This window comes from Corynebacterium minutissimum, assembly GCF_016889765.1.
Taxonomy (GTDB): domain Bacteria; phylum Actinomycetota; class Actinomycetes; order Mycobacteriales; family Mycobacteriaceae; genus Corynebacterium; species Corynebacterium minutissimum_B.
Map to the genome: position 1 here is coordinate 2,526,425 of NZ_CP069533.1, position 13,503 is coordinate 2,539,927.

A 13,503-nucleotide genomic window follows, 5' to 3' on the forward strand; every position below is an offset into this window, starting at 1 on the left:
CTAGCTTAGGAAAGCGCCCAAAATAGCGCCCAAGTCACCGAGATGTTCGACTTCTGATGCGAGGTAGTCCGGACCGCCCACGCGGCCCATCACCACAACGTACTTGGTGCCCACGAGGGGAGCAGCAGCCAGTGCGGAATCGAGCAGCGCCCATGACTCTGGAATCCACGTGTCTTTCTCCGGATGGAGGATGCGGGCGGAGTCGATGCTGAGATCGGTTGGGATCGTGCCATCGTCGGCAGGCGCGGCGTCGGAGGACGCAATACGCTTGATGGGGTCTTCATTAGTGATTACGACGGCCCACGTTGATGTCAGCGCCTTGGGGATTGCCGCGCAGACTTCCTCCATTGCGGCTTTGACATTGCGGCGCGAGGCCACGGTGGCGAGCAAACGGATCTGGCCTCGGCGATCGACGCGCCCGCTAAATGGGCGGATAGAATCAATCTCCACGCCGTCTACTGTCTGCGCAGCAGTAATAATCTCATCAGCCATGGTGGTCTTCGGCAGATCTAGGACAATGTCATCCATAACGGTGCCGTCGGGGAAGTTCTCCACGATGTCCACAGAGCGAATATCGGCCTCAATCTCTCCGAGGGCATTGGCTAAAAGGCCTAGGCTGCCAGGGGTATCGGGGAGAAGGACACGGACGAGGTACGACATATGTTTCTTTCTCTGGGCAGGTTTGTGAAGGAGAATTAATAGGTTAACCTAACGTGATCTATGGTACACAAGCGTCCGAATAGTATTCAATAACCTCGGTGGTGTACATGCGCCCGGAGTGGTGGTGGCGACGGCGAACGCGTGCAGTACCATGGGTGCTTAGCTATTAACCGTCTCGATGAATAAAAGGATGGAGTTCGCGTGTCTGATATTTCGCGTGACGAGGTCGCGCACCTGGCAAAGCTGTCGCGATTGGCCCTGAGCGAGGAAGAACTGAAGCAGTTCGCTGCACAGATCGACGAAATCGTGGACTCGGTGTCCGCGGTTGGCAAGGTCAAGGCTGAAGGTGTGGAGCCGATGTCACACCCGCACTCCGTACATGCTCCAATGCGTGAGGACGTTATCGTGCGCACCCTCACCGCCGAGCAAGCACTGGACCAGGCGCCGGCATCTGAAGATGACCGCTTCATGGTTCCGCAGATTCTGGGTGGAGGAGACGAATAAGAATGGCACAATTCATTGCGCCCACCGAGGGTATTACCGCACTGACCGCAGCTGAGTTGGCTCAGAAGATCCACTCCCGTGAACTCACCTCCCGCGAAGTTACTCAGGCTTTCTTGGACCGCATCGCGGAAACCGACGGCGAGCTCAACGCCTTCTTGCACGTCGGTGCCGAGGAAGCGCTGGCGGCTGCCGACGCCGTCGATAAATCCCTCGACGCTGGCGAAGAACCCGCATCCGCTTTGGCGGGCGTGCCGCTGGCACTCAAGGACCTGCTCGTGACGACGGATGCTCCGACGACCGCCGCCTCCAAGATGCTGGAAGGCTGGGTCTCGCCTTACGACGCCACCCTGGTCACCAAGCTGCGTGAGGCTGGCATCCCAATCTTGGGCAAGACCAACCTCGATGAGTTCGCGATGGGCTCTTCCAACGAGAACTCCGCTTACGGCCCCGCCCACAACCCCTACGACACTGAGCGCACCCCGGGCGGCTCCGGCGGTGGCACCGCTGCGGCACTTGCCTCGGGTCAGGCCCCGCTGGGCATCGGTACTGACACGGGTGGTTCCATCCGCCAGCCGGCTGCGCTGACCAATACTGTCGGCGTGAAGCCGACCTACGGCACCGTGTCGCGCTATGGCCTCATCGCTGCTGCTAGCTCTCTGGATCAGGCAGGCCCGACGGCCCGCACCGTACTGGATACCGCTCTATTGCACGAGATTATTGCCGGCCACGACTCCTTTGACGCCACCTCCGTGGATAAGCCGGTGGCACCGGTAGTCGCCGCCGCCAAGGAAGGCGCTAAGGGCGACCTGTCTGGCGTCAAGGTTGGCTTGATTAAGCAATTTGAGCGTGACGGTTGGCAGCCGGGTGTGATGGAGGCCTATCATGCTGCCGTTGAGCAGCTGAAGTCCCAGGGCGCTGAAATCGTTGAGGTTGACTGCCCGCACTTCGATGAAGCTCTGGCTGCGTACTACCTCATCATGCCGTGTGAAGTCTCTTCCAACCTGGCCCGCTTTGATGGCATGCGTTATGGCCTCCGCGTGGGCGATGACGGCACGCGCTCTGCTGAGGAGGTCATGTCGCTGTCTCGCGCGGAGGGCTTTGGACCTGAGGTCAAGCGCCGCATCATGTTGGGTACGTATGCGCTGTCTGTTGGCTACTACGACGCCTACTACTTGCAGGCACAGCGCGTGCGCACCCTCATCGCTCAGGACTTTGAGCGTGCTTTCGAACAAGTTGATGTTCTTGTTTCCCCAACCACCCCAACCACGGCCTTCAAGCTGGGGGAGAAGGTTGAGGATCCGATGGAGATGTACAACTTCGACCTCTGCACCCTGCCACTGAACCTTGCTGGCGTGTGTGGCATGTCCGTACCGTCTGGTTTGGCCTCCGACACCAACCTGCCGACCGGCCTGCAGATCATGGCCCCCGCATTCCAGGATGACCGCCTGTACAAGGTGGGCGCTGCTTACGAAGCCGGCCGTAAGTAACGCACTCCAAACTACGCCGAGCATCTCCTAACAGCCGCCAGACCTACCTCTGGCGGCTTTTGCTTTACCTACGGCCTCCTTCACTTCGGAGCCGAGTGCATTTCACCCGACGCATCGCTTCGTCGTTTCACACGACGGGACCATTTTTGAGGCTTGGGCTTTTGAGCGAGTTTTTGGTTTGTCTTCGTCGTTTCATTCGACGACCGAGGTTGTGCGGGGGTGAGTCTTATCTTCGTCGTTTGATTCGACGGCGCGGGGTTTAGAAGGGGATGTCGTCGGTGGTGTCGGTGTTTTCGCCGGTTTGGGCTGTGGTTTCGGTTTCTGCTGTTTCTTCTGCTTGGGTTTGTTGTTGTTTGTGGTAGTCGTCGAGGGCTTGTTTGAGTCTTTGGGCTTGTTCTCTTATGCGTGTGCGGGTGGTGGTGATGTGTTGGCCGACGGTTTGGGCCCAGCGTTTTTGTTTAGGTGCTAGGGGTCCTTCTGGTTCGGTGATGCACCAGGTGCCGTTTTGAAATAGCCAGATGATATCCCCGCTATTTGGGTCCAGAAGGTAGTGAAGAGTGCCATCGGTTTTCATGTTGTGATGCTTCTGGCACAAACACGCCAGGTTACTGGGGTGAGTGGCACCACCGTCGGCATAGTTGTGCCGGTGGTCTAGTTGGGTGTGGTGGGCTGGTTCAGTGCATCCGTCGATGCGGCAGGTGCCGTCTCTTCCTTCGACTTCTTTGCGCATTCCTACACTTGGGCGATAGGAATCTGTTTCCTCGCTAGGTTTTGTCAGGTCGCGTTGTTTATCGTGTGGCATGGGGGTGGCTTTCCACCCAAAGCCCTCAATGTAGGTTGGGGCGTTGTCAACATCGCAGGCTCTATAAGTATTGAGGATAACGGTTGTCGGTGGGGTGATTTCACCGCTGAGAAGTTTCTTTACGGCCTCGGTAAGGCTTAGGCCTTTATGGGCGGCGGTTTTGCGGATGAAGGCATCGAGTTTGATGCCGGTGTTCTCATCGACTCCAAGTTCAAGCCACGCTGTAGTGCCGTTGGAGTAGAACGTGTAGGTGTCTTTCGGGCGGGTGTCCCGATAGGCGATGGTGTCATCGAGTGCTTTGCATAAGTCGCGGACTTTGCGGCGAATTTGGGCGCGGGTAGGAAAGGCCTGGTTGGGTTTGGTGGGGGTGAAATAGTCTGCCAGCATGCCATCAATGAGCGTTAGTGTGGCAGTAGTAGGCCCGGCAAGGGCTGACATGGGTTGGTCAATAGCGATAAGGGATTCGATATCAAGCACATAGTGCTCTTCTTGTAAGGCCTTGACTTTCGGCAGGGTATCCAGGCGGTGGAGGGCTCTGAGTCCTGCTTTGATGTGTCCTTCGGTTAGTGCCCAGGTGTTGACGAGGCTGAGTGCTGTGGTGTCGATATCGTCTTCAAGTTGGGGTTTGCCACTAAGCCAGGCCTGGTAGGTGGCTTTCCTGGCAATGCTGCGGGCAACAGCGTGTGGGTTATGAGGGTTGGTAATACTAAAGAAGGCGTCCGGCAGGATGGTGGTGGTGCTCATTGGCGTATCCCCGAAAATGTTCTAGTTAGAAGAAGTGTTCTACAACCAATCCTAGTGTCAACGTATTTCGAGGTCTATAGCCTGCGGGGATAAACTTCACAAATCAAGAAGCATGGGGGTGTCAAGCAGTGCTTTAGGTTGTGTGTTCGACTCTTGTCGAGCTGGGGATATAGGTTTTACTCATACACAACAACGGGGGGTAGATGTCGGACTGACTGAGGGGGCTTACTCCCTTGCTTAGGATTGGCTAGTGTTGTGATGTCTAGCGACTTTTTGGACACGGAGTCCAGGATGTTTTTGGACGGGATGTCTAGTGGCTTTTTGGACGTTTGCGGCGGTGGAATAGCCGGATGGCTATTCCATTGCATAAGCGTAGAAAGGTCGCAGATTTCGATCCCGTTCGTGACGGCAAGACGGTCACACAGTTTTGCAAAGAATTAGGAATCTCGCGGCAGACGTACCACAACATCAAAAGCCGGATAGCGCAGAAGGGTCGCGCAGGTATTGTGCCTGATTCGACTGCCCCGAAGAATCCGATTAAGAAATTTAACGAGGCCGATAAAATCGCAGTCGTCCACGCCAGGCAGGAGTTGATGGAGCAAGGCTTGGATTATGGGCCTTGGTCGATCTACTACTTCTTGTTTGACACTGTAGGCCCAGATTCCACACCGTCGCGTTCTACAATCGCCTCGTGGCTTCATGAGCTGGGATTTGTTGATGCCAATGCCCGCAAACGGCCACGCAGCTCCTATAAGCGCTTCGCCCGTGATCTCGTCGGTGAACTCTGGCAAATCGATGGACTGGTCTACCGCCTCTTTGACCATGCCCACACACATGTCACGATTTACCAGATTATCGATGATGCCAGCAGATTCGATGTCGGAACCACAGCGTTCGCTCTGCCAGAAAACGGTACTGATGCCCGCGCCGCACTGGCCGCAGCGTTCGCCGCCTACGGCAAACCTCAAGAAATCCTTTCCGACAATGGCGATGCGTTCGCCACCTATCACCGTGGTTTTCTCTCTGCTACTGAAACTTGGCTCGCTAGCCAAGGTGTACTTGCTATTGCTGGTTTCGCCCCGACAACCCAGGGAAAAGACGAACGCTCTCACCGCACGTTGACCCAGTTCCTCGATGCACGCCACCCAGTTTGCCTTGCTGAGGTCAACACATATCTGGCTGAATATCGCCAGGTCTACAACGAACGACGACGGCACCAATCACTGCTGGTCGGCAAAATGCACATCACACCACGCCAGGCCTTCGATACCTTCCCCAAGGCACCATCACCTACACATCCACTCGATCCCGAGCAGGTCTGGGCCCGCGTAGTCGCCTATAACCAAGCGCACAATCCACACGCTGTATCCGAAATGCTAAACGGCCCCGCGGAAGCGGCAACTTCACACGAGGCCTGCACCGATGACATGGCAGCTTTGCAAGGCATACCTCCCACCGATACCCCCACACTAACGGCGCCGACGACAAATTCAACAAACCATTGGGGTATCCCAGACCAGCTCTGCGTAAGCAAAGACGGCGTTGTACGCGTGTGCGGCTTCGGTCTCTACATTGGTCTGAGGTTTAAAAACCGCAGACTCTACTCCACAGTCACAGCCGAAAACGTTGCGGAGTTCTACACGGCCCATGACGGTGAATTCCTCTTCAGCGTGCCCCTGCCGATCACGTTGAGCCACAGACCACCAGGTGGCCAGATCAACATCAACCTCGTTGAAGGAATGAAACACCGCCAACCACCACGGATGAACCCGAAACTATCCAAACCCCGGCCGAAACGCAGGCCACAACCATAAACCGCTAGAAGTGTCCAAGACCTCCATGGACTCCGTGTCCAAAAAGACACCGGACTCCATGTCCAAAAACCCTATGGACATAACAAGGATTGGCTAGTGTCTTGTGGCCTAAACGGGGGTGGGGACTTAGAAAATAATTTTTTGAGTACTTTCCATTTGCGTAGATGTGTATTAGAGTGAACTTAGTGATTGCATCTGCTGGGTGCGGATCACACTGTGAGAGAGACAAATAAAACGCCCGCGAGCACCATTCCCTAAATGGGTGCACGCTGGGCGTTTTATTGGGTGTGGTCTTAGTGGGCGTCGGAAAGCGCGTAGGCGGCGCCGGCACTCGCGGCGGTAACAGCGAGGACAGATGGCCAAGCGCCAATCTTCTTCGCCAAGGGGTGTGAAAGGCCGAACGCGCCTGCGTACAGTGCGGTCAATCCCGCAGTGGTCGCTGGGTTCGTCTTAGTCCACCAGCTGCGGCCAGCCCATGCACCCGCGGCGGCGAGGACAACGCCACCGAGTGGACGAATTCCAGTTTCCTTGGCCGTGAGCCATCCGCCGATGAGCCCCAGAGCCACGGTAGTGGCAGTTGACACGTCCTGCGGTTTCTTAATGTCAATCATTCCCATGCCGCCCAGTGTAGGCCGGTGTCCGAGGCGACGGCTAGACTTCGCTGCATGAATCAACCCGTTGCGCTACCGCCTGAAAGCCAAGCTTGGCGCGCTATGGCCGCGCTGTCCCTGGGATTTTTCATTTCTCTGCTGGACCAGACAATGATTGCCGTTGCGCTTCCCGACGTCCGTCGTGAGTTCAACGCTGGAGTCAATCAGGTGCTGTGGGTGTCTGCTATCTACTTGCTGGCTGTTGTAGTGCCCTTGCTGTTTACCGGCAGGCTCGGGGATATTTACGGACAAAAACGTATGTTCCAGCTCGGCGTAGGTCTCTTTGGCATCGGAGCTCTCCTGTGCGCGCTAGCGCCTAACGTGGAGTTTCTCATTGCGGCTCGCGCGGTTCAGGGCTTCGGAGCTTCCATTCAGATGCCGCAGACTATGGCGGTGATTAACCGGGTCTTTGCTCGTGAGCGGCGCGGTCGTGCGCTCGGCGTCTGGGGAATTGTGGGCTCGGTAGCGTCTTTGGCAGGGCCCTTGATGGGTGGGTTCGTTGTTGCCGCCTTTGGCTGGCAGGCAGTCTTCTGGGTTCACGTCCCCTTTGTTATCGCGGCGATTGTGCTGGCAGCGCTGTGGGTTCCGTCGCTGCCAACGACGGCAAGGAAGATTGATTACGTTTCAGTGGCGGCGTCATTTGTTGCGTTGAGCTTTCTTGTCTTTGCCGTCCAACAGGGCCCAGAGACAGGCTGGCCGTGGTGGATCTGGGCGCTCCTTGGCGTAGGTCTCGTCGGCATCGCGGTCTTCGTCCGACTGCAAAAGCGCAGCCGCGAACCCTTGATTCCGCTCGAGCTATTCGCAGACCGTAACTATTCTGCGGGCTCGGTCGCAATTGTGGCGATGGGATTTATGGCAGCGTCGATGATGATTCCCATCATGATGTGGCTGCAGGGCTCGCAAGGGCTATCCGCACGGGATGCGGGCCTCGTGGTGACACCTATGGCGCTAGTGTCGTTGTGCGTATCGCCCTTGGCAGGGATCCTTGCGGACAAGCTGGATCCACGGCGTCTGGCAACCACCGGCTTTGGAATTCTAATAGCCACGTTTATCTCATTGTGGTTCCTTATGCGCGCTGATGTCACCGCGTGGTGGTTGGCCCTGCCATGCGCGGCGTTGGGGGCAGGGCAGTCCTTTATTTGGGGATCTAATGCAGCCACTACCATGCGAGACATCGAGCCACAGCTCATGGGAGCGGCATCGGGCGTGTACAACACGTCGCGCCAAGTAGGCTCCGTCATTGGCGTCGCGGCGGTCTCAGCCGTGATGCAGGTGGCCGGCGCTGCGAATTCCCTCATCATCATTGTGATGATGCTGGCAGTAGGGTGGGGCGCGTCACTCTTCTTCCGAGACACCCTGCATGCGGTTACGGAACCTGCACAGCTATAGGGAAGGGGGTAGATTGGGACTCATGCGTCTTGCTGTACTGACATCCGGTGGTGATTGCCCCGGTCTAAATGCTGTTATCCGCGCGGTCGTTCGTACCGCATCTAACGAATTTGGCGATACGGTCGTCGGCTACGAGGACGGCTGGGTTGGTCTCATGGAGGACCGTCGTCGGGACCTTTATGATGATGCAGAGATTGACCGCATTCTTCTACGCGGTGGCACCATCCTCGGTACGGGCCGACTGCACCCAGACAAGTTCAAGGCGGGTCTGGATACCATCAAGGCAAATATGGCCGACGCCGAAGTTGACGCGCTCATCGCCATCGGCGGTGAGGGAACCCTCAAGGGTGCCAAGTGGCTTTCTGACAACGGAATTCCAGTTGTGGGCGTGCCGAAGACCATTGACAATGACGTCAACGCAACGGACTACACCTTCGGCTTCGACACTGCGGTCTCCGTAGCAACCGACGCCATCGATCGTCTTCACACTACGGCGGAGTCCCACGACCGTATTCTCATCGTTGAGGTCATGGGCCGTCACGTGGGCTGGATTGCGCTGCATGCAGGTATGGCCGGCGGTGCACACTACACGGTGATTCCTGAGGTGCCTTTCGATATTGCTGATATCACCAAGGCCATGGAACGCCGTTTCCAGATGGGGGAGAAGTACGGCATCATCTGTGTCGCGGAAGGTGCCCTTCCCAAGGAAGGCACGATGGATTTCGAAGAAGGCGGTGTCGACCAGTTCGGTCACCAGACCTTCAACGGTATTGGCCAAGTCATCGGCGATGAGATTAAGAAGCGCACGGGCTATGACGTGCGTACCACGGTCCTTGGCCACATCCAGCGCGGTGGTACGCCGACAGCCTATGACCGCGTCCTCGCTACCCGCTACGGCACCCACGCTGCACGCGCGGCCCACAACGGTGAGTCTGGAATGTGTGTGGCCCTGCACGGAGAGAATATTGATTTGGTGCCGCTCGAAGAGGCCGTGGGCAAGCTCAAAGTGGTCCCAGAAAAGCGCTACGCCAACGCGCAGGCCCTGTTCGGTTAAAGGACGCGTAGAACCACGTTTTAAAGGAAGTAATGACGAGCGTCCTCGCTTATTTTGCTGATCAACCCGTCCTGTTGGTCTTTCTGCTCATTGGTGTCGGCATGGCCCTCGGCGGCATCAAGACCAAGGGCATCAGCCTCGGCGCGGCAGCCGTGCTCTTTTTGGGCATCGCCTTTTCGGCAACGGCCTCGGCAGCTGGAGTGGAAGCATCGGTGCCGCCGATTCTGGGCATGTTCGGCCTTGTGTTGTTTGCCTTCGGAATTGGTAACAATTCCGGAGTGTCCTTCTTCAAATCCCTGAAGACGGCCACGGGGCCAGTGTTGTCCATGATTGCCGTGTTCCTCGTCGCTGCAATCGCCGCGTGGGGCTTGGGAACATTCGTCTTTGAGCTTCCCCTCGCCACGATTGCCGGCACGTTTGCCGGTGCCGTGACGAATACCCCGGCACTGGCAGCGGCGTCGGAAGCCACGGGCGATCCTGGTGCTGCGACCGTGGGTTATGCGGTTTCCTACCTGTTTGGTGTTATCGGCATGCTGGTTGCGACAGTCGTCGTGCTTCGGGATGCCGGCAATGACGACGACACCCTTTCACCGGTGACCCGCCAGCACATGCAGCTGCAGCGTGAAACGTCGATCGCCGAAATTGCGGACATTGGCAATGGGGAAATCCAGGTCACTCGTCTGCGTCGCGTCGGCAGCAATGACATTGTTATCCCCAAGTACTTTGATGTACTGCATCCAGGAGACGTCGTGACGCTGGTGGGCGCACCGGAGGACCTTGACAACATTATTGAGCGCTCCGGACGTGAGTCCCCACAGATTCTCAACGACGACCGCCATGACCTTGATTTTCGCCGCATCACCATTTCTGAGCACAATCTTGCTGGGCAGACCATCGCGGAACTCAATAACCAACTTTCTGATAGATGGGGAGCACGCATCTCCCGTGTCCGCCGAGCTGACAATGACCAGGTAGCTATCCCCGAGCACATCGTGGAACTGGGCGACCGCGTGCGTGTGGTCGGCCGCCAGAGTGCTATGCGGGAAATTTCTAAGTTTCTAGGTGATTCTTCCCAGGGATTGACCGACATCAACCCTGTTTCCCTTGGCTTGGGCCTTGCTTTGGGTATTTTCCTGGGCCACATCGACATTCCGATTCCGGGCGGATCTTCTTTCAATCTGGGTGCTGCGGCAGGAGTGCTCATCGTGGCACTCGTGATGGCGCGCATCGGGCGCATTGGTAGCACGGTGACGGCCTTGCCGCACTCCGCAAACACCATCTTGGCGGAACTGGGGCTCTTGCTGTTCCTAGCCCAGGCAGGCACGAATGCCGGTAGTGAGATTGCCAGCGCCTTTACCGGTGGTTCATGGTGGAAGATTCTTCTGCTCGGCGTTATTGTCACCACCATTGTGGCGACAGGGTATGCCTTTGTCCTGCGGAGGTTCTTGCACGTTGGAGCCACCAAGACTGCCGGCGCACTGGCAGGTGCGCAAACGCAGCCGGCAGTGCTGGCCTTTGTCAACAATCGCACCAATACTGACCAGCGCGTAGCACTGGGCTACGCCATGGTGTACCCGGCGGCAATGATTGCCAAGATTCTCGTCACGCATGGCCTCACCGTCTTGGGCTAGCCGGTTGCGCATGGAGTCGCGTTGACATACTAAGATGGCACGCATGACTGCTGCGATGTATGACCTGATGGACTATGACGAGGTCCTAGAAAAGTTCGAACCCGTTATGGGCATGGAAGTCCACGTGGAGCTCAACACGGAGACCAAGATGTTCTCCACTTCGCCCACGAACTTCAACGCAGCCCCCAATTCCAACGTTGACCCGGTGTCCCTCGGACTGCCCGGTGCCCTTCCTGTGGTCAACTCCAAAGGTGTGGAAGGCGCTATCAAGATTGGCCTCGCGCTGAACTGCTCCATCGCGGAGTCTTCGCGCTTTGCCCGCAAGAACTACTTCTACCCGGACCAGCCGAAGAACTACCAGATTTCCCAGTACGATGAGCCGATTGCGTACGACGGTTACCTGGACGTCGTCTTGGACGACGGCACTGAGTGGCGCGTAGAGATTGAGCGCGCCCACATGGAGGAAGACACCGGCAAGCTGACCCACCTGGGCGGTGCGGATGGTCGTATTCACGGCGCCACGACGTCGCTGGTGGATTGCAACCGCGCAGGTATTCCGCTCATTGAGATCGTGACGAAGCCGATTATTGGCGCCGGAGAGCGTGCCCCCGAGGTAGCCCGCGCTTACGTGTCTGCACTGCGCGAGCTCGTGGCGGCTTTGGGCGTGTCCGATGCCCGCATGGACCAGGGCTCGATGCGCGTGGACTCCAACGTGTCGCTGCGCCCGGTGGGCCAGGAGGAGTTCGGTACCCGCACCGAAACCAAGAACATCAACTCGCTGCGCTCGGTAGAGCAGGCGGTTCGTTTCGAGATGCAGCGCCAGGCGCAGGTGCTTGTCGACGGCGGAGAGATCGTCCAGGAAACACGCCACTACCAGGAAACGGACGGCTCCACGTCGAAGGGCCGCCCGAAAGAGACTGCGGAAGATTACCGCTACTTCAATGATCCTGACCTGCCGCCGGTCATCGTGTCCCGCGAGTGGGTTGAGGAGATCCGCCAGACCCTGCCGGAGATGCCGTGGATTCGCCGCGCTCGTATCCAGGAAGAGTGGGGGCTAAAGGATGAGGAAATGCGTGACCTGGTCAACGCAGGCGCACTTGACCTCATCATCGAAACCGTGGAAGCCGGCACCTCTCCGGATGAGGCGCGCTCCTGGTGGGTTTCTTACCTCACCGGTAAGGCCAACGAGGCAGGCGTAGAGCTTACCGCACTCAACATCACCCCGGCCCAGGTTGCCCGCGTGGTCGAGCTGGTCAAGGAAGGCAAGCTCACCACCAAGCTGGCCCGCCAAGCGGTCGACGGTGTACTGGAAGGTGAGGGTGACGTCGATGAGGTCGTCGCCAAGCGTGGCCTCGAAGTCGTGCGTGACGACGGCGCCATTGAGAAGGCCGTCGACGAGGCGCTTGCTGCCAATCCCGACATCGTGGAGAAGTACAAGGCCGGTAACAAGAAGGTGACCGGCGCCATTGTCGGTGCCGTCATGAAGGCTACGCAGGGCAAGGCAGACCCGGGCCAGGTCAACCAGCTCATCGCTAAGAAGCTCTCCTAGTTGGTAAAAATTTCCATTATGCGAGGTCAGGCGCCTGCGGGGTACCGTGGGCGCCATGACTATTAGAGCGAAAGCACTACAGAAAACCGGCCCAAACGAACCCTACAAGGTCGTAACGATTGAGCGCCGCGACCCGCGCGCCGATGACGTCGTCATCGACATTAAGGCGGCCGGTATCTGCCACTCGGATATTCACACCATCCGCAACGAGTGGGGCGAGGCGCACTTTCCCCTCACCGTTGGCCATGAGATTGCCGGCGTGGTGTCCGCCGTGGGGGAGGACGTCACCAAATTCCAGGTCGGTGACCGCGTTGGTGTCGGCTGTATGGTCAATTCCTGCGGCGAGTGCGAGCAGTGCCAGGCCGGGATGGAGCAAAACTGCCTGAACGGCAATGTTGGCACGTATAACTCCAAGGATGTTGATGGCACCATTACGCAGGGTGGCTACTCCGAGAAGGTCGTCGTCAACGAGAACTTTGTTCTCCGCATCCCAGATTCCCTTGACTTTGGCGTAGCGGCGCCGCTGCTGTGCGCTGGTATCACCACCTACTCGCCGCTGGCTCGCTGGGACGTCAAGGAAGGCCAGAAGGTCGCTATCGTCGGACTTGGTGGACTGGGTCACATGGGCGTGCAGATCGCTGCCGCGAAGGGCGCGGATGTCACCGTGATCTCCCGTACCACGCGCAAGGCTGAGGATGCCAAGAAGCTAGGAGCTACCCGCCTGCTGGCCACCACGGAGGAAGAAGACTTCTTTAGGAACCACCGCGGCGAGTTTGACCTCATCTTGTCCACTATCTCCGCTGAGTATGACCTCGAAGACTACTTGCGTCTGCTCAAGCCGCGCGGCATCATGTCCGTCGTCGGCCTTCCGCCAGAAGCTCTCTCACTGCGCCTTAACCGTCTCGTCGGCGGCGGCAAGGTGCTCACCGGCAACAACATCGGTGGCATTGCAGAAACCCAAGAGATGCTGGACTTCTGCGCGAAGCATAATCTCGGCGCAGTCATCGAGAAGGTCAGCGTCGATGAGGTGGACGCCGCCTATGACCGCGTCGTGGCCGGTGACGTCAAGTTCCGCTGTGTCATTGATACTGCGACGTTTGCGGACCACCAAGGGTAGAAGGGCTTTGTGACCTAGAACGGAGGCAGCGGTGATTTTGCTCATTGGTGAAAGCAATTTGGAGTAATATCTCGGCCGCCGCACCTACATTTTCTTTTCTGC

General features: G+C 57.8%; 11 protein-coding genes. 8 read left to right on the forward strand and 3 right to left on the reverse strand.

Features of this window, described 5'->3' with window-relative positions:
- Positions 1-660, reverse strand: coding sequence for an amino acid-binding ACT domain protein (locus tag I6J26_RS11855; RefSeq protein WP_115021766.1), 660 nt, complete (start codon positions 658-660; stop codon positions 1-3).
- Between the two features lie 201 nt (positions 661-861).
- Here I6J26_RS11855 and gatC point away from each other — a divergent pair, with 201 nt between their 5' ends.
- Together gatC and gatA are read left to right on the forward strand one after the other, a co-directional pair.
- A complete protein-coding gene (gene gatC / locus I6J26_RS11860; protein ID WP_115021767.1) occupies positions 862-1,164 on the forward strand; it encodes an Asp-tRNA(Asn)/Glu-tRNA(Gln) amidotransferase subunit GatC in 303 nt (100 codons plus the stop codon).
- A gap of 2 nt (positions 1,165-1,166) precedes the next feature.
- Positions 1,167-2,651, forward strand: a complete 1,485-nt coding sequence (gene gatA, locus I6J26_RS11865; protein ID WP_115021768.1) for an Asp-tRNA(Asn)/Glu-tRNA(Gln) amidotransferase subunit GatA — start codon at positions 1,167-1,169, stop codon at positions 2,649-2,651.
- A 259-nt stretch (positions 2,652-2,910) separates the two neighbouring features.
- On the opposite strand, the gene I6J26_RS11870 is transcribed toward gatA, so the two are convergent.
- Entirely contained in the window at positions 2,911-4,197 is a 1,287-nt protein-coding gene (locus I6J26_RS11870; RefSeq protein ID WP_115021769.1) for an HNH endonuclease signature motif containing protein, read from the reverse strand.
- A gap of 350 nt (positions 4,198-4,547) precedes the next feature.
- Between I6J26_RS11870 and I6J26_RS11875 the strand changes: the two genes are divergently transcribed.
- Positions 4,548-6,011: a DDE-type integrase/transposase/recombinase gene (locus I6J26_RS11875; RefSeq protein WP_115021246.1), complete on the forward strand. Its 1,464-nt coding sequence runs from the start codon at positions 4,548-4,550 to the stop codon at positions 6,009-6,011.
- A 293-nt stretch (positions 6,012-6,304) separates the two neighbouring features.
- On the opposite strand, the gene I6J26_RS11880 is transcribed toward I6J26_RS11875, so the two are convergent.
- The gene (locus I6J26_RS11880; RefSeq protein WP_115021770.1) at positions 6,305-6,628 is read right to left on the reverse strand and encodes a hypothetical protein; all 324 of its coding nucleotides are present in this window, start codon (positions 6,626-6,628) and stop codon (positions 6,305-6,307) included.
- A 48-nt stretch (positions 6,629-6,676) separates the two neighbouring features.
- On the opposite strand from I6J26_RS11880, the gene I6J26_RS11885 reads away from it, so the two are divergent.
- From I6J26_RS11885 to I6J26_RS11905, 5 genes are read left to right on the forward strand one after another with little or no spacing between them, the layout of a single operon-like run.
- Positions 6,677-8,050 carry a DHA2 family efflux MFS transporter permease subunit gene (locus I6J26_RS11885; RefSeq protein WP_115021771.1) on the forward strand — a complete coding sequence of 458 codons (1,374 nt, stop codon included), beginning with the start codon at positions 6,677-6,679 and terminating at the stop codon, positions 8,048-8,050.
- A 22-nt stretch (positions 8,051-8,072) separates the two neighbouring features.
- Positions 8,073-9,104 carry an ATP-dependent 6-phosphofructokinase gene (locus I6J26_RS11890; RefSeq protein ID WP_115021772.1) on the forward strand — a complete coding sequence of 344 codons (1,032 nt, stop codon included), beginning with the start codon at positions 8,073-8,075 and terminating at the stop codon, positions 9,102-9,104.
- A 32-nt stretch (positions 9,105-9,136) separates the two neighbouring features.
- Positions 9,137-10,735 carry an aspartate:alanine exchanger family transporter gene (locus I6J26_RS11895; protein WP_115021773.1) on the forward strand — a complete coding sequence of 533 codons (1,599 nt, stop codon included), beginning with the start codon at positions 9,137-9,139 and terminating at the stop codon, positions 10,733-10,735.
- Between the two features lie 43 nt (positions 10,736-10,778).
- On the forward strand, positions 10,779-12,284 hold the full coding sequence (gene gatB, locus I6J26_RS11900) for an Asp-tRNA(Asn)/Glu-tRNA(Gln) amidotransferase subunit GatB (RefSeq protein ID WP_115021774.1): 1,506 nt from the start codon (positions 10,779-10,781) through the stop codon (positions 12,282-12,284).
- 55 nt (positions 12,285-12,339) lie between these two features.
- Positions 12,340-13,401 (forward strand): NAD(P)-dependent alcohol dehydrogenase, encoded by a 1,062-nt coding sequence (locus I6J26_RS11905; protein ID WP_115021775.1) that lies wholly within the window; start codon positions 12,340-12,342, stop codon positions 13,399-13,401.
- Positions 13,402-13,503: the final 102 nt, after the last annotated feature.